The sequence below is a fragment of the Pseudoalteromonas sp. AWM4_233 genome (assembly GCF_056158285.1).
The window spans coordinates 331,782-351,643 of the sequence record NZ_JBSWSZ010000113.1 but is presented as its reverse complement, the minus strand read 5'-3'; the positions used below and the strand labels follow the sequence as shown (position 1 = coordinate 351,643).

General features: G+C 41.2%; 20 protein-coding genes. 14 read left to right on the top strand and 6 right to left on the bottom strand.

The features are described from left to right. Positions 1-104: 104 nt before the first annotated feature. From ACXAC4_RS23090 to ACXAC4_RS23080, 3 genes are read right to left on the bottom strand one after another with little or no spacing between them, the layout of a single operon-like run. A complete protein-coding gene (locus tag ACXAC4_RS23090) occupies positions 105-797 on the bottom strand; it encodes a polyphosphate polymerase domain-containing protein (protein ID WP_404395529.1) in 693 nt (230 codons plus the stop codon). Further along, positions 794-3,430 (bottom strand): CotH family protein, encoded by a 2,637-nt coding sequence (locus ACXAC4_RS23085; RefSeq protein WP_475165981.1) that lies wholly within the window; start codon positions 3,428-3,430, stop codon positions 794-796. The genes ACXAC4_RS23090 and ACXAC4_RS23085 overlap by 4 nt, the downstream gene beginning before the upstream one ends. A gap of 2 nt (positions 3,431-3,432) precedes the next feature. Continuing rightward, a complete protein-coding gene (locus tag ACXAC4_RS23080) occupies positions 3,433-4,158 on the bottom strand; it encodes a DUF4956 domain-containing protein (RefSeq protein WP_349287699.1) in 726 nt (241 codons plus the stop codon). 179 nt (positions 4,159-4,337) lie between these two features. On the opposite strand from ACXAC4_RS23080, the gene ACXAC4_RS23075 reads away from it, so the two are divergent. Then, the gene (locus tag ACXAC4_RS23075) at positions 4,338-5,738 is read left to right on the top strand and encodes an Lcl C-terminal domain-containing protein (RefSeq protein ID WP_475165979.1); all 1,401 of its coding nucleotides are present in this window, start codon (positions 4,338-4,340) and stop codon (positions 5,736-5,738) included. Positions 5,739-5,750: 12 nt separating this feature from the next. After that, positions 5,751-6,371: a hypothetical protein gene (locus tag ACXAC4_RS23070; RefSeq protein ID WP_475165976.1), complete on the top strand. Its 621-nt coding sequence runs from the start codon at positions 5,751-5,753 to the stop codon at positions 6,369-6,371. Between the two features lie 25 nt (positions 6,372-6,396). Here the strand turns inward: ACXAC4_RS23070 and ACXAC4_RS23065 are convergent, their stop codons facing one another. Next, positions 6,397-7,074 (bottom strand): tRNA (adenine(22)-N(1))-methyltransferase, encoded by a 678-nt coding sequence (locus ACXAC4_RS23065; RefSeq protein ID WP_475165973.1) that lies wholly within the window; start codon positions 7,072-7,074, stop codon positions 6,397-6,399. 122 nt (positions 7,075-7,196) lie between these two features. Here ACXAC4_RS23065 and ACXAC4_RS23060 point away from each other — a divergent pair, with 122 nt between their 5' ends. From ACXAC4_RS23060 to ACXAC4_RS23030, 7 genes are all read left to right on the top strand, one after another. After that, positions 7,197-7,589, top strand: coding sequence for a GFA family protein (locus ACXAC4_RS23060; RefSeq protein ID WP_475165971.1), 393 nt, complete (start codon positions 7,197-7,199; stop codon positions 7,587-7,589). A gap of 10 nt (positions 7,590-7,599) precedes the next feature. Next, positions 7,600-8,046, top strand: a complete 447-nt coding sequence (locus ACXAC4_RS23055; protein ID WP_475165969.1) for a GNAT family N-acetyltransferase — start codon at positions 7,600-7,602, stop codon at positions 8,044-8,046. Between the two features lie 30 nt (positions 8,047-8,076). Further along, positions 8,077-8,475 carry an ACT domain-containing protein gene (locus tag ACXAC4_RS23050; RefSeq protein ID WP_475165967.1) on the top strand — a complete coding sequence of 133 codons (399 nt, stop codon included), beginning with the start codon at positions 8,077-8,079 and terminating at the stop codon, positions 8,473-8,475. A gap of 9 nt (positions 8,476-8,484) precedes the next feature. After that, a complete protein-coding gene (locus ACXAC4_RS23045) occupies positions 8,485-9,081 on the top strand; it encodes a class I SAM-dependent DNA methyltransferase (RefSeq protein WP_475165963.1) in 597 nt (198 codons plus the stop codon). Positions 9,082-9,203: 122 nt separating this feature from the next. Continuing rightward, positions 9,204-9,902 carry an aspartate/glutamate racemase family protein gene (locus tag ACXAC4_RS23040; RefSeq protein WP_475165958.1) on the top strand — a complete coding sequence of 233 codons (699 nt, stop codon included), beginning with the start codon at positions 9,204-9,206 and terminating at the stop codon, positions 9,900-9,902. Positions 9,903-9,996: 94 nt separating this feature from the next. Then, positions 9,997-11,709 (top strand): amidohydrolase, encoded by a 1,713-nt coding sequence (locus ACXAC4_RS23035; RefSeq protein WP_475165957.1) that lies wholly within the window; start codon positions 9,997-9,999, stop codon positions 11,707-11,709. Positions 11,710-12,062: 353 nt separating this feature from the next. After that, a complete protein-coding gene (locus ACXAC4_RS23030) occupies positions 12,063-12,701 on the top strand; it encodes an acyl-homoserine-lactone synthase (RefSeq protein WP_475165956.1) in 639 nt (212 codons plus the stop codon). 73 nt (positions 12,702-12,774) lie between these two features. On the opposite strand, the gene ACXAC4_RS23025 is transcribed toward ACXAC4_RS23030, so the two are convergent. Then, positions 12,775-14,217, bottom strand: a complete 1,443-nt coding sequence (locus tag ACXAC4_RS23025; protein WP_475165952.1) for an alpha/beta fold hydrolase — start codon at positions 14,215-14,217, stop codon at positions 12,775-12,777. 171 nt (positions 14,218-14,388) lie between these two features. On the opposite strand from ACXAC4_RS23025, the gene ACXAC4_RS23020 reads away from it, so the two are divergent. Genes ACXAC4_RS23020 through ACXAC4_RS23005 form a run of 4 tightly spaced genes read left to right on the top strand, consistent with a single transcriptional unit; the run spans position 14,389 to position 18,208 of the window. Then, entirely contained in the window at positions 14,389-16,017 is a 1,629-nt protein-coding gene (locus tag ACXAC4_RS23020) for a sensor histidine kinase (protein ID WP_475165949.1), read from the top strand. After that, positions 16,014-16,709: a LytR/AlgR family response regulator transcription factor gene (locus ACXAC4_RS23015; protein ID WP_475165947.1), complete on the top strand. Its 696-nt coding sequence runs from the start codon at positions 16,014-16,016 to the stop codon at positions 16,707-16,709. Before ACXAC4_RS23020 ends, ACXAC4_RS23015 begins: the two co-directional genes overlap by 4 nt. Before the next feature lie 33 nt (positions 16,710-16,742). Beyond that, entirely contained in the window at positions 16,743-17,312 is a 570-nt protein-coding gene (locus tag ACXAC4_RS23010) for a nucleoside/nucleotide kinase family protein (protein ID WP_475165943.1), read from the top strand. 26 nt (positions 17,313-17,338) lie between these two features. After that, positions 17,339-18,208: an NAD-dependent epimerase/dehydratase family protein gene (locus ACXAC4_RS23005; protein WP_475165941.1), complete on the top strand. Its 870-nt coding sequence runs from the start codon at positions 17,339-17,341 to the stop codon at positions 18,206-18,208. Positions 18,209-18,257: 49 nt separating this feature from the next. Here the strand turns inward: ACXAC4_RS23005 and ACXAC4_RS23000 are convergent, their stop codons facing one another. Next, the gene (locus tag ACXAC4_RS23000; RefSeq protein ID WP_475165939.1) at positions 18,258-18,659 is read right to left on the bottom strand and encodes a hypothetical protein; all 402 of its coding nucleotides are present in this window, start codon (positions 18,657-18,659) and stop codon (positions 18,258-18,260) included. 157 nt (positions 18,660-18,816) lie between these two features. Here ACXAC4_RS23000 and ACXAC4_RS22995 point away from each other — a divergent pair, with 157 nt between their 5' ends. Further along, a complete protein-coding gene (locus ACXAC4_RS22995) occupies positions 18,817-19,533 on the top strand; it encodes an SIMPL domain-containing protein (protein ID WP_349287683.1) in 717 nt (238 codons plus the stop codon). Positions 19,534-19,862: the final 329 nt, after the last annotated feature.

Genomic DNA, 19,862 nt, shown 5'->3' with positions numbered 1-19,862 from the left:
CAAAAAGGTGCAATTTGCGCGATATAAAATCGCGCCTACAGGGAGTGAACTAACGCGGTCTCAACTGTGGCTATAGGCGAGGGTTAACCCCTCGCACAACATAGTTATTGCCACATCAGTTGTCGAATGCCATTCACATACTTTGAATGACGGGACTGACGAAGCGGACAAGTAGCTAACAAACGGCTTAGCTCTTTCTCAAATTCAGCATCGGCTTTGAGCTCAAGTAGCACATAATCTCCGAGCGGCACACTTCTGTGCAGGTTTGCATCGGCTTTATACCTTTGATCATAGACGCAAATGTTTTTATCAAATGTCGCCCTAATTTTCTGGCAGTTCGAAATAAAATACTGGCGCGTATATCGGCAGATAAGCACGGGCGTGTGCTCAACGCCCCAGAGTAGCTGCCCTTGCTCAGGCAGCTTGTCGAAACTGAGTTTAAGTGCTTTGGCCCAGCTAAACTCTGGATCATCAAAATCAAATTGGGTATCGAAAGTGACCTTGTAACCTTTGCCTCCCTGACGATGTTTAAACTCCAGTTTGGCTTTATTGGCATCATCGAGTTGGTTGTACCAACGAATGCGCACTTTCTTGCGGACACTGATCCCACTGAGGTTTTCTTCATAGCGTTCTAAATGAGGGGTGTCCAAATATAAGCTGTTTACATCTCGATCAGGAAAATGCGGCTTAAACCATAAAGCATGGGTCATTAGCCATATTCTAACTTCTTCTAAACGGTTAAGCGGAATAGGGATCTTAACCTCGAAACGATAATTTGGTGTGTTATCTGTATTCATCTTGGTTTATCCGATTTCATAATTGTTCTGTAAAGGCCCTTTACATCGAGGTCTTGGCTATCTATTGCGGTACCATTAATGGTAAGTACGCTGCCAGTTTCGACGGTGATTTTATTTTCACATTGCGTGTCTAAGCAATCAAACTGACTGACATCTAAAATTGCACCACCAAAAATTGGCTTTTTCGAATAGCTCATAAGGGCATGGTGTTTAATATTCTCAGCCGTGATATTGGTTGCTGTTATCTTGGTATCGTCTTTGGCAACTAGGCCGAAATTAACGTTATTAAAGCGGGCAGTATTAACGATTAAATGACTGCGTTCACCACCCGATATGGCTTTGTCTCTTACACCATTGAATGACACATTATTGAGGGTCAGTTTTGAACCACTGACGTCGATACCGTCCCCGCCAGAGCGAAAACCTATGCTTCTAAACTCACTGTCATTGACGGTGCCCACACAGAAGTCACAATCAAAGGCATCAGACAGTGCATTGGTTATTAACATGCGATTAATTTCGATATCGCCATTAATGATATTTAAGCCATCTTCTGATTGGTTTTCACTAATGTGAATGTCTTCAAGTAACACTGGTGTTTTAACAAAGTAGGTTGCGCCGCGTGGTTGCCATAAGCCCAGCTTCGGGTTGCTTGAATAGCTAATGTTGAGGTGTCTAACAACCGATTTAGGACTGTACTCGTTTGAGAACACGCTGAGTCCCGACCATTTTCGGCTACTGACTTGTTTAGTTAATGACGCAGGGTTATCCGCAGTGCCTTTTACTGTTAAGTGGCCGAACACCATCAAGCCCGCTTTGGTAGCGAACTCTAAGTGAGCGCCTGCAGGCAAAACCAACTCAGTGTTATCAGGAGTCACCAAAAAGTCGTTAATTTGCCAAGTTCCGGGTTTTACAAACCAATGCCCTTCATTGACTTCAATAAACGGGTATTGACCCATTAATGAAGTATTTAAAGGTTGTGGGCGAGGAATAAAGTGCAGTGGCGCGATGTCTTTTTTAAACTGAAATGTTGCAATTTTCTTGCTCGCTAAAGCGGCACGTAAATCAACTGCGACAATGTCAGCAGGTAAGTTAATGTCGAGTGTCTCACCAGGGTTCAATATCCGAGGAAAGTCCGCGTTAACCTCTTCAAGCTCAGAGCGATCTTCATAGCGATTAAGACCGGTGATACTTTTTAAGTGCAGTGGTTCCTTATCGTTGTTTACGAGTTTTAATACGCCAGTTCCAGATCTAGAATTAAAGCGCGCTAAGATATCCCAATTGGCGTGGCCTGCGTAATCTTGCATATGTTGGTGCAGGCTCGCATCAAACTGACCAATATTTTGGCAACCAGCACCTTGGTAATCACTTTGCCAGCACATGACTTGGGTTTTCATAACCGTTAAATCAAAAGGCGCCAATAGCGGGCTGTCGCCATGTAATTTGTTCAGTAGTGTTTGCTCATAGGCTTGTAATTCAGGGATTAAATTTTGATTAATACGTTCAATTAAGGTTTGCTTGGCCACATCATAATGAGAGCGAATAATAGGGTCATTTAACATGGCTTTTGACAATACAAAGTCGTGGCTTGGTGGTGTCATCAACCAATTGTGTTTAGCTGGTGTAACCGCTACATCACTTTGAATTGGTTCAAATTTGGCTAAATGCGGATTGTAATACCAGCGCCAGTTATTCCATGTGAGTGCATGCCATGCGCCCCACAGGTCAACCGTGGCTAAGTATTGACCCATTTTTTTAGCATCAAATACATCGCTGGCAGGGCGTTTTTTATTTAAAAAGTCATCCAGCAGCGCAAGTGCAATTTGTCTTTGTTGGCTCAGAGCTGGGTTGCCGAGAATGGTGCCGCGTTGCAGCTCTCGAGGTTTAAGCACGCGCGTGATCTCACCGGCACTATTTTGAGTTTGTTCATGTATATCGAGTCGAGCTATTAATCCTTCGGTACGATCATTCACAGCAAGTAATGATTGGCTAAAGGCTTGCTCTACAAACATGGTGCCCCAATCGACGCCGTTTAGCACGACGCGAACTGGAATGTTTTTAGGCGCAATAATATCAAAGTCAGCCAACTCCATCGTTTTACTGAATAAGCTAGGACCTTGATGAATGCGCACATTGGGGGCGACTAAAGCAAATTTTCTAGATTCAAATAAGGCTTTTTTCTTTTTCAGTTCAAAGCGCAATGACCAGCGGGTGTCGTTGCTAACATGATCAAGCATGTCACCTTGAAGACGCACTTTGGCAAAGTACTTTTGTTGGTTTAAATAAAGGGTGGCATTCACTTGATTGCGCTGCTCGGCAATGATGCCGTTTTTAAGCGCGTTGTTTCTATCTTGTTCAAGTTTGAGCCAGTCCTGATATTTAATATCAACTTTGATAACAGGCAAGTCTTTATCGGCAGTCAGCAGGCGCTTAGGTGCAAGGCTGATGTCTTGCACCAATTGAATGAGTTTGCTCTTACCATCTTCGTAGTGGGCAACATAGCCGTTATGGATCAGGGCTATTTTTACTGCATTCACTGAGGGTATTAACAGTAATATAAGAATTAACACGCCCAACATAAACGCCTTGCGTTCGGGTGGGGTGTAGGCGGCTTTAGGCGTATCGAGTCTCATAACTACACTCCCGCAATATTATGTTGCTCAAGCAGTGAAATGTTGATCCCTTGGTACTTTTGCTTCAATGCATGCATGAATTCATCGATTTGTTTGGCTTCTTTGATTGAGATAAAGAAAGCGGCATCGAAGTGTTGCTCGCCAGTATCAAAGCGGCGCAATTCAAGGCGATCAACATATTGCTCTAAAATGTTTTTTACATCCGAAATAGCAATGCTCACATCGGGGTCATCGCTGCGATAGTTGAGCGATAGAAATAAGCCGTTCTCTTGCACATCTTTACTGTGACGCTTCTTAACCCAAGTCACTAACAATAAAGTCACAACACAAGCCACAATGGCTGCAAGGGTTTGTCCGGCACCTAGAGCAACGGCGACACCTATGTTTAAGAATAAATAAACAAGCTCTTCAGGCTCTTTGATGGGTGTTCTGAAACGCACAATCGATAATGCGCCAACTAAACCAAGCGCTAAAGCAAGCGACGCTTTGACCACAGTGATGATCAAAATAACCGTGAGCATAAGCAGTGGGAAAAGACGAGAGAAGTCTTGGCGATTACAAAATGCACTGGCGTACTTTCTAAAGTGGTAGCCAATTAAACTCGCCATAATAAAGCCCATTAGCAAGTTCAAAATCAAAGCGCCAAGTTGCACGCTGGCATAAGGGAAAAACATCGAACGGATGTCTTTAGGTAAAAACGCAATTAAGAGGGGGTCGACAGTTTCCATAATCAGTCCTATTTATGATCTAGCAGTATAAGCGCGATGGATTTACTACCTAAAAATCCTTATCGATATACTTAAGTTGTAAAATTAACTGGGGAAATTGCAAACTTTGTGCGCAATTTTTTTTGGTATAAAAATTGAGCGTTGGTTTTTATTGAATAGGCACAAATGAGATATGGACCATGATATTACTGAAAACTGCGCCAATATTGGTTTTACTGGGCTTAACAGCGGGTTGTAAATATGAGCCTGTGGCTGAAAATAAACAAACGACAGCGAATAATACGACTTCAAACTCAGCGGGAAATTCGCAAAATGCAAATACAACTGCACCCTTAGCACGAATTGAAATTGCAAAATGCGACGGCGAATGCTCCTGTGATGAAATTGTGTCGCCTTATAACGATACCGGCGTGACGTTTGCGGGGGATTATCCTGACACTAACTTACCGCAATGTGATTTACAGTCGGGTTTCAACCAAGACTGCACCACAGGCAGAGATACACAAGCTAACTTACTGAAAGTTGGGGCGGGTGATGCGAGCTTTGATTACACCAAGCTAGATGCGCAAGGTCAGCCGTTAGCGGCTGATGCCGAGCAATGGCAATGTGTACTTGATAATGTCACTGGCCTAATTTGGGAAGTTAAGAGCCCCGAAGGTTCTGGTTTACCTCAAGACAGCAGCTTTTCTTACTCTTGGTTTGATGAAAACTTACCAGACTACTCAACCGCAGATAATGGCGTGTGCGATGATAATTGCGACACGCAAAGTTACCTTGAAAAGCTCAATACCAAAAAACTCTGTGGGTTTGATGATTGGCGACTGCCTAACAAAATCGAGTTACAAGACTTGGTGCATTATGGGCGCTCTCAACCGAGTATCGATGCAGATTACTTCCCTAATACTAAGCTAGGTTTTTACTGGACTAGCAACCTAGATGCGGATGATTCTAATAGTTCATGGTCGGTCGGCTTTAGTTATGGCCGTGTTGCTGGAGGCGTTAGCTCAGAGCCAAGAATGGTGCGCGCGGTAAGAGGCACTCCCAATCTCTATGCCTTTTCGAGCACCTTGAGTGACACAGAAATCACTGCGGTGAATCGTCAGCAATTTGCCTCAAAGCAACGTTGTAATGAAAAAATCAGTTTTACCAGCCCCGCTGAGCGTTACTTACATGACGAACAAGGCAATATTCTCGATAAACAAACAGGGCTAATTTGGAAACGCTGCGCTGCCGGATTAAGCGGCGAAGATTGCGAACAAGGTGAAGCCGAATTTATGGATTGGCAGCAAGCTTATCAATATGTTGCTACGCTCAATGATGAAAGTCCAAATTCGAATTGGCGTTTACCTAGTATAAAAGAGCTACAAGCCAACAATGAATTTGCCTGTGAGGAGCCAGCGCTAAACCCATTTGCTTTCCCAAATATTCCCATGGGTAAGGTTTGGAGTGGTACACCGCATAATAAATTTGAAGACAGCAGTTATAACTACGAATATCAGAACAGTATTATTTTTTATAGCGCTCGCACCGTTAAGCACTTTGTGCATGCCGTAAAGAGCTGTGCTGCGAATACCAAATAGAAGGAGAGCAGTATGAAGTACGCTAAACATGCTTTATTTGCTGGTGCCCTGTTGTTAAGTGGTGTAAGCAAAGCCGAAAACGTTAATTTTTATAATTATTCTTATGGATTTAGTTATCAGGCTTTGAGTGTCAATGACATCAATGAAGGCGCTGAACTCGATATGCAAGTAGACGATATGGCCCATTCCATTGGTATTTATTACAAAGGTGAACCACGTAGTTTTTACCAGTTCGCCATCGGTTTAGACTATGTGTATATTGAAGACGATAACCCGTTTAGTGAGGATGTAAAAAACGCCGTTACGGGCGAGAAGCTAAGTCGAGAGTCGAGTGTGACGGGCACCTCAATTTATGGCGAATTGGGTTTAATTTTAAAAGATCACTTAGTCGAAAACCTCACCATAGGTGTACTTGGCGGTTATCGTTATAACAACATTAGTCGCTCCATTTTCCGCTGTAGCAGCTGTGAAGAGCAAGAGCTCGATAATTTCAAAAGCTCGAGTTATGTGAAGCCGTTCATTGAATATCAGTTCACTCGTCGTATTCATGTGCAGCTTGGCTATAGTCATTATTTTAATGATGAAGGCTTTGAAAATAGCATTGGTCTGCACATTAGTTTTATGTCGTTGTAGTAATTTAACTTCCAGAGTCTTGGCATTAAGGCTTTATCGACGGCACAATTTGCTTATAGGCATAAACAATGTGTGCAACATCGTTATTTTTGCCTTTTGCAATGCGCTGGTAGTGGCTGAGCGTTTGTTTTAAATATCGTTCGGCTACTTCGAGTTGTACTTCATTGTCAGCGTGCCAGATCTGCTCACCGACCGCCGAGACTGGCTGGTTGTTTGATTCAGATGACAGCAACATGACTTCGTAATAACGTTTTTTATCTTCAACTAAAGCCTCTTGCACTAAACCTAATTTCAGTTCATTTAGCTTGGCTCTTAGCATGAATAAGTGATGCACAGGGCAAACTAAGTAATCAATGTCTAAGTTTGGATGTTGCGCATTAATGTTTGATATAAATTGCGCGGTTAAATCGCCACCCACGCCAGCAATAATCACTAAATGTTTGCCTTTATAATTTTGTAAAGGCAGGTGAGACACATCTAAACAGTGAACTTGCCAGTTATGCTCGTCATAAAATGCTTGCAGCTTACTTTCGAGACTTTGCATCAGCTCAGGTACAATATCGACAAAATGTACGGTTTCATTGCTTTTCTTATCTAAAAGCGCAGCGCCTAAATAACCATGATCACAGCAGCAGTCCCAAATATGATCATAGTGAGGTGACACCATAGACTCGATTAATTTTAAGCGTTTGCTGAGTTTCAAAATTTGACCTTGAGAGTATACATATCACAAAACACGCTATTGTAAGGCGTTTAAAAATTTTGGCGAGCATCTTAAGGATTTAGTGTTAAGGTGTTCCACTTAAGTGAAAATAAGGAAGTATTATGCAAGCGAGCTGTCATTGTGGTGATGTCACCGTAGAGCTGTTACAACCCATTGATTTAGTTACGAGTTGTAATTGCTCAATTTGTTATAGGTATGGAGCAATTTGGGCCTACTTCTCTCCTCAAAACGTCAAAATTAGTTCGGTAAAAAGCGAGACAAAAACCTACAACCATGGTGATAAGTTAATCGACTTTCATCATTGCATCGGTTGTGGATGTATAACCCATTACACCCCGACTGAGTTAGGCAATGCTGACCGAATGGCTGTAAATCTAAGAATGTTCAAACGAGATATATTAGAGCAAGTCAATATTCGTTATTTTGATGGTGCAGACTCATGGGCTTTTTATGAGCCAAATGTGACCCAAAAGGAACTTACTTCTTCAGTTTAGGAGCGAAAATATGGAAATTCAGAGAGTTAACAGTGAAGACTTAACCGCTATTACAAATTTAGTCGAAGCCGTCTCTAAAGTTGCTGTGCTACCGCATTTTAATGAGCAAGGTAAGCAAGAGTATATTGCACGCGTGCTACCCGATATAAAAACGACATTCGACAATGATGACTTTGTAACTGTAAAAGCAATATCAAACGACACATTATTAGGCTTTGCCGCAATGAGAGCCGGAAATTACCTCACGCATTTGTTTGTGTCGCATCAAGCACAAGGTCGAGGTATAGGGCAAACGTTACTGCAATACTTACTTGATTCAACAGATGCGCAAGAGATAAAACTTCGTTCAGCAGTTAATGCCGTCGATTTTTATTTAAAACATGGTTTTGAAATAACCGAGGAAGAAGGTGAGTTTAATGGCATACGATTTGTGCCAATGTCTTTGATAAGGTTGTAATTGTAATAAATTAATATGTAAGGAGAAAACATGTCAGGCATTAAAGAATTAGAGACGCTTTTGCAAAGTATGTCACCTGAATTACAAGCAGGTGAGTTTGTATTTTGTACTGTAAAAAATTCGCTTTCAGAGGTTGTGTCGCTGCAACCAATTGCGACCTTTATGGAGAAAGAAGGGCTTACTTTAATTGTTGAAAAGCAACAAGCAGAACAAGCTAAACTAGAATTTGATGGTGTGTTTAAACTGATCACCTTAACTGTGCACTCAAGCTTAGATGCTGTGGGGTTAACCGCTGCTGTTTCTACTAAACTGGCTAAACATGGTATTAGTGCGAATGTAGTGGCGGCGTTTTTTCATGATCATATTTTTGTACAAACCGACAAGGCAGAGCATGCAATGGCTGCACTAGAAGAATTTGCCAGCAAGTAAGGCTTTGCCATGAAACCTGAAGAAATAGGCAAAGCCTATGATCAAATAACCGAGAGATGGGCCGAAGACACTTTCAACATGTCTAACGGTATCGCGCAGCATGAAAAAGCAATAGCTTTTTCCAACAACAGAGGAAAAGCGCTCGATATTGGCTGTGGGCGAACTGGGCGTTTTATTACATTATTGTCTCAGGCTGGTTTTGATGTTTCAGGGCTTGATGTCTCTGAAAAGATGCTCTCGCTTGCAAAAGAGCGACACCCGCAAATCGCTTTTGTGCACGCTGACATCTGCAGTTACGACTTACCCCATAAATATGACTTTATTTCTGCATGGGACAGTATTTGGCATATTCCTTTAAATGAGCAGCGCAATGTTATCGCTAAAATCGTCAACAGTTTAAATGCGGGTGGCGTGTTTATTTTTTCGTTCGGTGGCACAGAGTCAGAAGGCGCACATACTAACTGCGCTATGGGTCCTGAGGTTTATTACTCTTCTTTAGGCACAAATGGTTTTGTGGCGTTGTTAATGGAGTTGGGCTGTACCATTAAGCATCTGGAGTTTGATCAATATCCAGAGTTGCATACTTATATCATTGCTCAGAAGTAAAGTGCCCAAAACAAAGTGATAGCAACGAGCCGTTAAAAACCATACTGATAAAACAGGGTTGCTGCTTTAGATATTTTCTGAAAAAGTGAATGTATGAAAATATATCAACAGGAGTGCTCACAATGAAAACAATAGGTCTATTAGGTGGGATGAGTTGGGAGTCTACGGCAAGTTATTACAAGGCCTTGAATGAAGGCATTAAAGCGAAACTTGGCGGCTTAAACTCGGCAAAAATTTGCTTGTATAGTGTTAACTTCGACGAGATTGAACAGTTACAACATCAAGGTAAATGGGCCGATACCGCAGAAATACTCGCCGATGCTGCAAAGTCAGTAGAGCGTGCTGGTGCAGACTTTTTGATGATTTGTACTAACACCATGCATAAAGTAGTGCCAGAAATAGAAGCACAAATTAACATTCCCATTCTTCATATTGCCGATGCGACAGCACAGCGTCTAGTTCAAGATGGTATTTCAAAAGTGGGTCTACTAGGCACTCAGTTCACCATGGAGCAAGACTTCTACAAAGGCCGTCTGAGTGATAAGTTTGGCATTGAAGTTATCGTGCCTGACAAGCGTGATAGAGAAACAATTCACCATGTTATCTATGATGAGTTATGCCGTGGTATAACCACAGCAGATTCCAAAGAGCAATATCTTAAGATTATCACCCACCTTCATGAACAAGGTGCGCAAGCTGTGATCTTAGGGTGTACTGAAATTGCATTGCTCGTAAACCAAAATAGCACTTGCATTCCTTTATATGACACCACTGATATTCATGCCCAAAAAGGCGTAGAGCTTGCCTTGCAAGGGTTATAAACTTCGCAAGTTAGTGTATTTATTCACAGAAATTGGCATATAACCTCAGGCTCAACTAGCATAAATTTAGCTCAAATTTATTCTAGGGAGTATTATGAAGCATTTATTTGTATTATTAATCAGTGTACTTTGCATTGTTTCATGTACGCATAAGTCTAAACTTTCTATTGCCGATACCATTTACATCAATGGCACCATTATCACTGCAAACGATAGGCAGCCAAGTGCTGAGGCTGTGGCAACTCAAAATGGCTTAATATTAGCAGTAGGTGACAATGAAAAAGTTTTGGAGCTTAAAGGTCAGAACACAAAAATAATTGACTTAACAGGGCAGACATTAACGCCAGGTTTTATTGATGCCCATAGTCATTTTGCTGGTGTAGGTACACAATCAATTGTTGCCAATCTTCTGCCTGCACCAGATGGCCCCGTAAATAACATTGCCGAACTACAAAATGCTCTGATCCGATTTCGAGACACCTCGTCTATCGTAAAAGACTATCAAGTGGTACTAGGTTTTAACTATGACGACTCTCAATTGGCAGAAAAGCGTCATCCAACTCGTCATGATCTGGATGCGGTAAGCACCGAGTTGCCTGTAGTGATAATGCATCAGTCAGGGCATATTGGTGTTTATAACAGTAAAGCCCTCGAATTAATGGGAATATCATCCGAAACGGTGGATCCGCCTGGTGGTGTTATAGAAAGAGAAGCCGATGGCAAAACACCCAATGGCGTGCTGCAAGAAAATGCACATTTTATGGTCTTTTTTAAGATGATCCCCCAGTTTACAGCCGAAGATTTAATCCGTTTGTATAAAGCAGGAGAGCGCAGTTATGCTTCTAATGGTTTTACAACAGTACAAGATGGTAAGTCAGACTTATCAACATTGAAATTATTGCCGGAGATTGCTGCTAAAGAAGGCTTTGATATTGATATTATTTCCTATGCTGACCTCAAAGTGCTAAAAGATGCGCCTATTTTGAATAGTGATTTAATGTCTAAAACTTATCAAAACCGCTTTCGGATCGGTGGGGTAAAATTAACATTCGATGGTTCTCCTCAAGGTAAAACAGCTTGGTTCACTCAACCTTATTTAATTCCTCCAGCTGGGCAAAATCATGACTATTCCGGTTACCCTGCATTTAATGATGAAGCTGCATTAGCTTTATTACAATTGGCTTATAAAAAGAAGTGGCAGCTACTTGTTCATACCAATGGCGACGCCGCGATAGAACAGTTAATCGACCTTGTTGGTCAAATAAATCAAAAGACGCCGTTGAGCGATCATCGTACTGTCATGATCCATGGTCAATTTACACGTTACGATCAAGTTGCAAAATTACAAGCTTTGGGAATTTTTCCAGCTTTGTACCCTATGCACACATTTTATTGGGGTGACTGGCATAGAGACTCAGTAGCAGGTCCTGAGCGGGCAAAGAATATTTCACCGACAGGTTGGGTTAAAGCCGCAAATATGCCTTTTACTATTCACTCTGATGCTCCTGTAACTTTTCCGAATTCGATGCGATTAATCGACAGTGCCGTGAACCGTGTAACTCGCAAAGGTAAGGTACTGGGTGAAAACCATAAACTTTCCCCTGTCGAGGCCATCAAAGCAATGACGATTTGGGCCGCTTATCAGCACTTTGAAGAAGATATAAAAGGGTCTATAGAGCCTGGTAAGCAAGCGGACTTTGTGGTTTTAGATAATGATCCGACGCGTATTTCGCCTCTAAAAATAAAAGACATCAAAGTGCTAATGACCATAAACGATGACAAAGTAATATTTAAAAAAACTCATTAAATCTGGGGTATTTATAATCGATGGTTATTTTGATTATGCATAAATCTGAAAAATGCTTAGCAGCAAAAAAGAGTAGGCAAGATTCTACAGGCAATCTTATCGTTAATTTAGTTAGTTTTAGAAGTATTACGTAAATATCCTGGTAAGTTACTTACAGCGACATTCAACTTAATCTGTCTTTATTCTCTTGTAGATTGATTAATGAGATTAATTTCATTAAAAATAAAGCTTTTTGCTAATGCATTGGTGTATTTTTCAATGATTGTAAAATACATGCCATAACTGATAAGGAAACTTCACTTTCCTACTCAACTGGCTATGTAAAAATATAATCAAAAATATAAAGGATTAGAATGACAATTGAATGCGTAACCATCGCTAGCGCGCATAGGTTTGATGGCAACCCTATCGCAAGTCAACACCGTTTGAGATACAAAAGTTTAATAGAAAGACAGTCTTGGGATGTCCCATACTTCAATAATATGGAATATGACCAGTACGATAACCCTGCAACGATTTATTTTGTTTGGCGAGATAAAGGTGAGGTAAAAGCAGTCGCTAGGCTATACCCAACCACTAAGCCATACATGCTTAAAGATGTTTTCCCCCACCTAGTTTCTTTTACTGATTTGCCCTCGGATCAGAGCGTTTGGGAAGGTAGCCGGTTTTGTATAGACAAAAATTTACCTGTCGAGCAAAGAAGCCAAGTAATTAAAGAGTTAGTTATTGCTTATATAGAATATTGCCTTGCTCATAACATTTCTTCAATCATAGGTTTAATGGTTCCCCCATATTGGAAAAGTGTGTTTATAAATAATGGCTGTGAGATAGAGTGGTTAGGTGAAACTGGTCTTGCTGGAGATGGAAAAAAAGTTAGAGCGGGTAAATTAGAAATTAATTCAGAGCTGTTAGAAAACGTAAGAAATAAATCGGGTATTTCCGAAAACGTACTTTGTTATGGTAAGCAAGGTACACTTTTGCATGCTTGTTAGTTCTTAGGTTTTGCTGAAAATATGTTGAGTAAAGCAGTTGATTTAAATATTAAACCAACTGCTTAGTAAATTTTTATTCAAAATCCAGAGCGGCTAATTGAATGGTTTGACTAGGTACAGGTTTCCCTTGTAAGAACTGCACCACTTTTTCACCGATTTTCGGACTGGTCATATACACATTGTGACCGCCACCTTCTACGGTTAACACACTGCCATTTTTAAAACCTTTAGCCAGTTCAACTTGGCTTTGATAAAGGGTTCTGCCATCGAAAGTGCCCGCTACAAATAAACTCGGAATAGGGCTGTTAGTGATCTCTTGTCTGAAATTATCACCTAAATCAGCGACAGGTACTAAGTCGTTAATATCAGGATAGGGGAAGTTGGTGGTTCTGCCGACCAATGAAGTTTTCGCTTCTTGCTGAACTTGCTGCCAACGCTTCTTGTCGATACCAGATGCCGAATCCATTGCCACTGACATTGGGTTGTAACTACCTGCTCTTGATTTTATAGTGCCTACATAAGTGCCAATCTCGGCAAAGTTACCCGCTTTCATATCGGCTACAATTCTAGGCAGTTTTGCGAGGTGTTGCGGGTCAACTAAAAACACATAGCTAAGTGTAAACTGTACATCTACATCGCTGATGCCGACTTTCACAAGCTCTTTGCTGCCCATAATACGCGTAGTGACAATTTGAGGTTCGGCTTTAAGCTGCTGCATCACTTGGCTTAAGTCCGCTTTTAAATTTGGATACTTTTCTTTAGTGTCTTCACGATTTGCTAATAAGTCACTTACTTGAGAAATTAGGTCGTCTACTCGTTGTGGAGATTTAATGGTATGGCTGAGCCCTTCTAATGACGCAAGCACCATTTTATCGATAATTTGTGGGTGGTATTTAGCAGTGGTAAATGCCAAATGACTACCATAGCTAATGCCCCATAAGTTTATCTTTTTTGAGCCTAGTGCGTTTGTTAAAGCAACTAAATCAGCGGCGCTCTCTTTGGTATTGTAGCCAGCTAGATCAATGCCCATATCTTTCCATAGCGTCACACAATCTTTGATGTTTTTTCTCACTTGTGTGATGGCCTCTTGCCAAATGGTTGGAGAAGCTAAATCAGGCTTTGCACCTACACAGCCTCTATTTTGATTAGATAGCCCAGTACCACGTTGGTCAAATAAAATGACATCCGATACCTGGGTTAACTGCTTAAACATTTCAAAACGTTTTCTTTTTGCTGTACCAGTTGCACTGCCGCCGGGCCCGCCTGACAGGTAAACAATCGGGTTACCTGGTTTTTTGCTGGTGGTTGGGAATTTCACAAAGGTTAGTTCAAGTTGCTTACCATTGGGTTTTGCTCTGTTTTCTGGCACTGTAAAAGAGCCTTTCTGGGCTGCCACTTTTTGCCCTTGATAACCGACATACTCATAGTCGCTTAAAGGTACAGTCGCATGTGCTGCTTGGCTAGTAATAATACTGGCAATAGACAAGGCTAGTAGGTTTTTGAACACTGTTTTCATAATTGGCTCCTTAACGTTGTGTCGTCATTTAGCCATGTGTATGAGCCTTAGTGAGGGAATATTTCATCAGTTGCACTTGCGCTGCATAAACAGCACCCAAAAAATGATACCTTCAGATATACTAGAATAATGCTAAAAATAATTTTCTATATATTTCTCATGTGTTTAAGCATGAGCACACAGGCTAGCGAGCAGTCGTTTTATCTCAGTTTGAATAAAGCCTCTGTAGTGCAGCCAATTTCAATGGGCGAGTGTTCGCCATTGCCGAGCAATGAAAATCTCAATGCGCAAACCCACCTGCGCACTTTGCAAGAATGGCAGCGCTATTGTGTCTATATACCTGTTGAGCTCAGCGAAAACGCACCACTCGGTACCAGGTTAGACCTAATCTTTTTGGGCTCAGCAAAGGTGTATTGGGATGGTGAGTGGTTAACGAATAAAGGTGTACCCGGGCATAATCGTTCTCAAGAGCAAGTTGGCCCTATTAGTCACTCGGTGCTTTTGGCCTCTGGTCAAACATCTGCGGGCTTGCATTGGTTAGCGCTAGATTTATCTACTCAGCACCATGAGAGTGACTTCCATACCTTATTTTACCGTGCTTCCTTGTCAAATAATCAGCAGGGACTTAAAACCAATCATATTGTGCCGCTTATGCTGATTGGTGCCATGGTGTTGTTGGCAACGTGCTTCGCTTTTTTATTCTTCCGCTATCAGCGCGCATTGAGTTACTTGGCATTTAGTTGTTTATGCTTGATGTCGGCATTTATCATCGCACTGGAATTGATTAAGTTTTATTGGTCATACCCATGGAATTTACACCTTTGGCGCTTACGAATTATTCTAGCCAGCGTGATCTTAGCGGGTGTGTGCTTAGTGAGCTTTTACGCCAGTTTCTTCCAATCAAAGTATTTAAAATATTGGTTAGCAGGCACATTGGCATTAAACCTATTAACCGTGTTGACGGTTAAAAGTTTCGATATGAGTAATTATGTGGTGTTCATTTCATCACTGTTAAATAGTGCACTTATAAGCTTGCTGGCGCTGAAAAAGCAAGCCCAAGCCAAAGCACATTTACTTATGCTGGTGTCAGGCATCGCGGCGATGTTAGTAATGCCGATGAGCTTTATCGATACTTGGTTTGCTGCGTTATTTTCGGTGATAGCTTTAGTAAATCTGTATGCGTTAATCGGGCACTTCAATTTGCAACGACAAGCCGCTTTAAAGAAGTCTCAATTAGAAGCCGAGTTGCTGCGAAGAAACTTACAGCCGCACTTTTTAATGAATAGCTTGACGCTTATTTGTGAGTGGATCGAAACATCGCCTAAGCAAGCCATAGAGTTGGTTGAGCAGTTATCCGAAGAATTTAGAATACTCAATAAAATGTCGGCGCAAACTTGGGTGTCACTTGAGGACGAAGTTGCACTATGCCAGATGCATTTCGCCATTATGCAAAAGCGTCAACAAAAAGCGCTTTCGTTGAACATTGATGTGCCTGCAACACGTTATTACTTACCGCCAGCCATTATTCATACTGTGATTGAAAACGCCTTTTCTCATAATCGCATCAAAGCCGGAGACAACTTTGAAGTAACCGCAAGTGAGCAAAATAATCGCCTTAAGCTATGTGTTAAAACCCCTTACAGGCAACGTAAACATCAAGGGCAAGGTACTGGCAGCGCTTACATTCATTCTCGTTTACAGCAATGTTTTGATGATGACTATGAGTTTGAGTCAGTTCAACAAGACACGATTTGGTTGAGTACTTTTTTAATCCCTTTGCAGAAGCAGATCCCCGCATGAAGATATTGATCGTCGAAGATGAGCCTGTCATAGCTCAGCGTATATCACGCCAAGTGAGCACCTACTTTGAGCATTCACCCTGTAGAATAAAATGGGTCGAAGACATAGATGATGCGCTCGACTATCTCAGCGACAACCAAATCGACTTATTATTGCTAGATCTCAACTTACATGGTGAAGATGGCTTTGAGGTACTTAAAACCATGAGTGCAGAGAGCTTTCATACCATTATTATTTCGGCCTATAGTGACAAAGCAATTAATGCATTTGAATATGGCGTTTTAGATTTTGTCGCAAAGCCATTCAGTGAAGAAAGACTATTCAAAGCACTGGCGCGTTATCAACAAAAGCATGTTGGACATGAGCAATTAAAAAAGCTCGCGATCAAGTCTGCGGGTTTACTGTCGTATATTGAAATCAACGATATTCAGTTTATTCAAGCTGATGGGCATTATAGTCAAATACATTTACTCGATGAGAAAAAGTTGCACGATAAGAACCTAGACAAACTCAGTCAGTTATTATCAGAGCAATTTGTTCGCGTGCACCGCTCGTTTATTGTTAACCTGACTTTTGTGAAAGGCCTCAGAGTGGCTGGTGGCGGGCAATATCATCTAGATATGCAAAATGGTGAGGCGGTGCCTGTGAGTCGGTCAAAGTACAGCGATTTAAAAGCGCGCTTGGTAAAATGAATAAACAAAACAAGCAATCAATGGATGAAAGGAATGCAACGAACACGTGTTATCGCTCTAAGCGGAGTATCGGGGGTAGGGAAGACCTCAGTCATTAAACGTCTTTCTGAAGAGTTTAATAGCCCAACCTTATTGTTCGACGATTTTGTTGAGCCGAACACTTACCCTATAGATATGAAGGCATGGCTGCATCAAGGTGCAAATGTTTCGCAAATACAGTCACCCAGATTTACCAAAGCGCTCAGTGAATTAAAAACGCTCAGTGAATTAAAGGTACATAGTGATTCGCAGATGATTTTCATTGAAGAACCCTTTGGGCGAGAGAGGGCTGAAATCGCTCATTTAATTGATTATGTGATCATGCTCGATATGCCTATGGAAGTGTGTTTATCAAGAGTGGTCAAGCGCCATCTCAAACACAGCAATGACCCGTCTACAACCCTAAGTAACTATTTGCGAAAATATGACGACCATTTGCGAGATGTTTATATAGCCGCAGCCAATCATGTTCGTCAATCGAGTGACCTTATCATCACAAATGTTGGTACAATTGCGTCCATACAAAGCACAATAAGCGATTGGTTGCATGACAACGGCAAGTGATCGTCATTTTAAAATAAGAGATAGCCATGAAAGTGTTAGTGACGGGCTCTGCGGGCAGAGTAGGACGCGCAATTTATATTAAGTTAATGCGCACCCATCAAGTTGTAGGCCTAGATAAAACACCTTGCTCTACCGCCGATTACATTGGTGATATTCGCGATAAAACGCTGATCCAGGAAGCTCTCGAAGGGGTTGATGTCATTATTCATACCGCAGCCTTACATGCGCCCCATGTTGGATTATTATCTGACGATGAGTTTCAATCTATTAATGTGGATGCCACAGAGCAATTAGCTCTTGAGGGCATCAAGCTAGGAGTAAAGCAGTTTATATTCACCAGTACAACAGCACTGTATGGTTATGCATCGACTCCCGAACACACTACAGGCTGGGTGAATGAGCAAACCACACCACAGCCAAAAACTGTGTATCACCGAAGTAAAATAGCTGCAGAAGACAAACTAAAATCGATTTCTGACGTATTCAAACTACCTGTGACCGTACTACAAATGTCTCGCTGCTTTCCTGAGCCCGCCGACTTAATGGCGGTATATCGACTCACTCGCGGCATTGATGCACGCGATGTGGCAAGTGCGCATTTAGCCGCGTTAGACACGCGCCTTACTGGGTTTAATCGTTTTATTGTCTCAGGAAAAACCCCGTTTAAAGCATCAGATTGCCCGCGTTTATTCAATGACGCCGCAGGTTTAATAAAAGAACAAGCCCCAGAACTGGCTGAGATGTTTATAGAGCAGGGGTGGAAGTTACCCAATCAACTAGACCGAGTTTATGATTCTTCTGCTGCACAGCAAAAATTGGGATGGCTGCCAAAATATGGCTTCGAGTCTGTTTTAGATATGCTTGATAACGAGTTGGCGGAGGTACTCCCTGTTTAAAGCATGATGAAGTTAAATATTAAATTTAATTTCATCTAAACGATGTTATTTATACGCTTAAATTGTGATTTTTATTGCTCGCGTTTTTATGTAAAAGTAAAAAAGCTTGAGATAGAGGCGCTATGGTATACAGACAAATAAAATTAACAAAAAATTCAATATCTATTGTTGATGCTGAAGCGTAATAAAATACACAATATAAAGGTGCTGTTAGCATGACTATCTTTTGATCAATTTTTAGATAGTTGGCTAGCACCATTAAAAGAACCCCAATATTCAAACTACCAAGAATGATCTTTACCACTGTTAACTCAAGTAAATGCAATATGGGGAATTCATAATGATAATTCAATGAAGCAGATATCCCATAAATTGCAGTCATTGCGTAATAGAAATAAATATTAGCAATAATGATAAAAGGGATGAGTTTATATGGCTTTTGATTTTTCATTTTTATTCTTTTGTGCGCATCTAATCAAACTTAATTTAGAGAAGTAATAGCATAAAAAATTTTAGACTTACAAGCTAAGTCGCTCATATTTGGTTAAGTTAGCTGAGCTATGATTTAGCCTGTTGAAATAGAAATAACAAAAATTTAAGGATGTGTGATGCAATCTAAAGCAAACAACAATCTGCTATTGGCTGCGGGGATCTTTTTAGGCTTGACATTATTTGCGGTTATCGCCTCGAATGCGGCCATTTCAATTAAAGAATATGAGCGCACCGTTACCGTAAAAGGCTTGTCTGAGCGTGAAGTACTGTCTGATGTGGTGATATGGCCAATTCAATTTAGTGCTGCTGAAAATGATTTAAAAGCTTTGTATGAATCACTTGATGAGAAAACTGCGCATATCAAAGACTTTTTAGAAAAGAATGGCATCAAGTCTGAAGATATTTCTTTTACCTCTCCTTCTGTGACTGACAAATCGGCGCAGCAATGGGGTGATAATGCTCGCGCTGAGTTTCGTTACACGGCGCAGCAAAACGTTACCGTCTATTCGCAAGATTTAGATGCGGTAAGAAATGTTATGGGCAAGCTGTCTGAATTGGGTAAACAAGGTATCGTGTTTACCTCGGGTAGCTATCAGTTTCAAACTGAATATATTTACTCAAGCTTGAATGAACTCAAGCCTGATATGATCGAAGAAGCGACAAAAAACGCCCGTAAAGTGGCGACTAAGTTTGCCGAAGATTCAGGTAGCAAGCTAGGCAAAATTAAACGTGCTTCACAAGGCCAGTTTAGTATTTCGGCACGAGACAGAAACAACCCGCATATTAAGAAAGTTCGGGTTGTATCAACCGTTGAGTATTATTTGTCCGATTGATTTTATACGCGCTTTTTGAACGTGTTTGCGTGGGGTAAACCCATGTTGTAGGTCGGGCTTCAGCCCGACAAAATGTTTAAACCATGTCGAAATAAAATACCCGACATAAAGTCGGTGCTACCGGAGCATAGATACTTTGTCGCCGTAAACGACGACCTACATAAGTAAAACTACTCATGCTGTAGGTCTGGCTTTAGCCCGACAAAATGTTTAAACCAAGCCGATATAAATTACCCGACATAAAGTCGGTGCTACCGAAGCATAAATACTTTGTCGCAGTAAACGAAGACCTACATTCAAAAAACTAGATTGGTGGTTTCTGTAGGCGC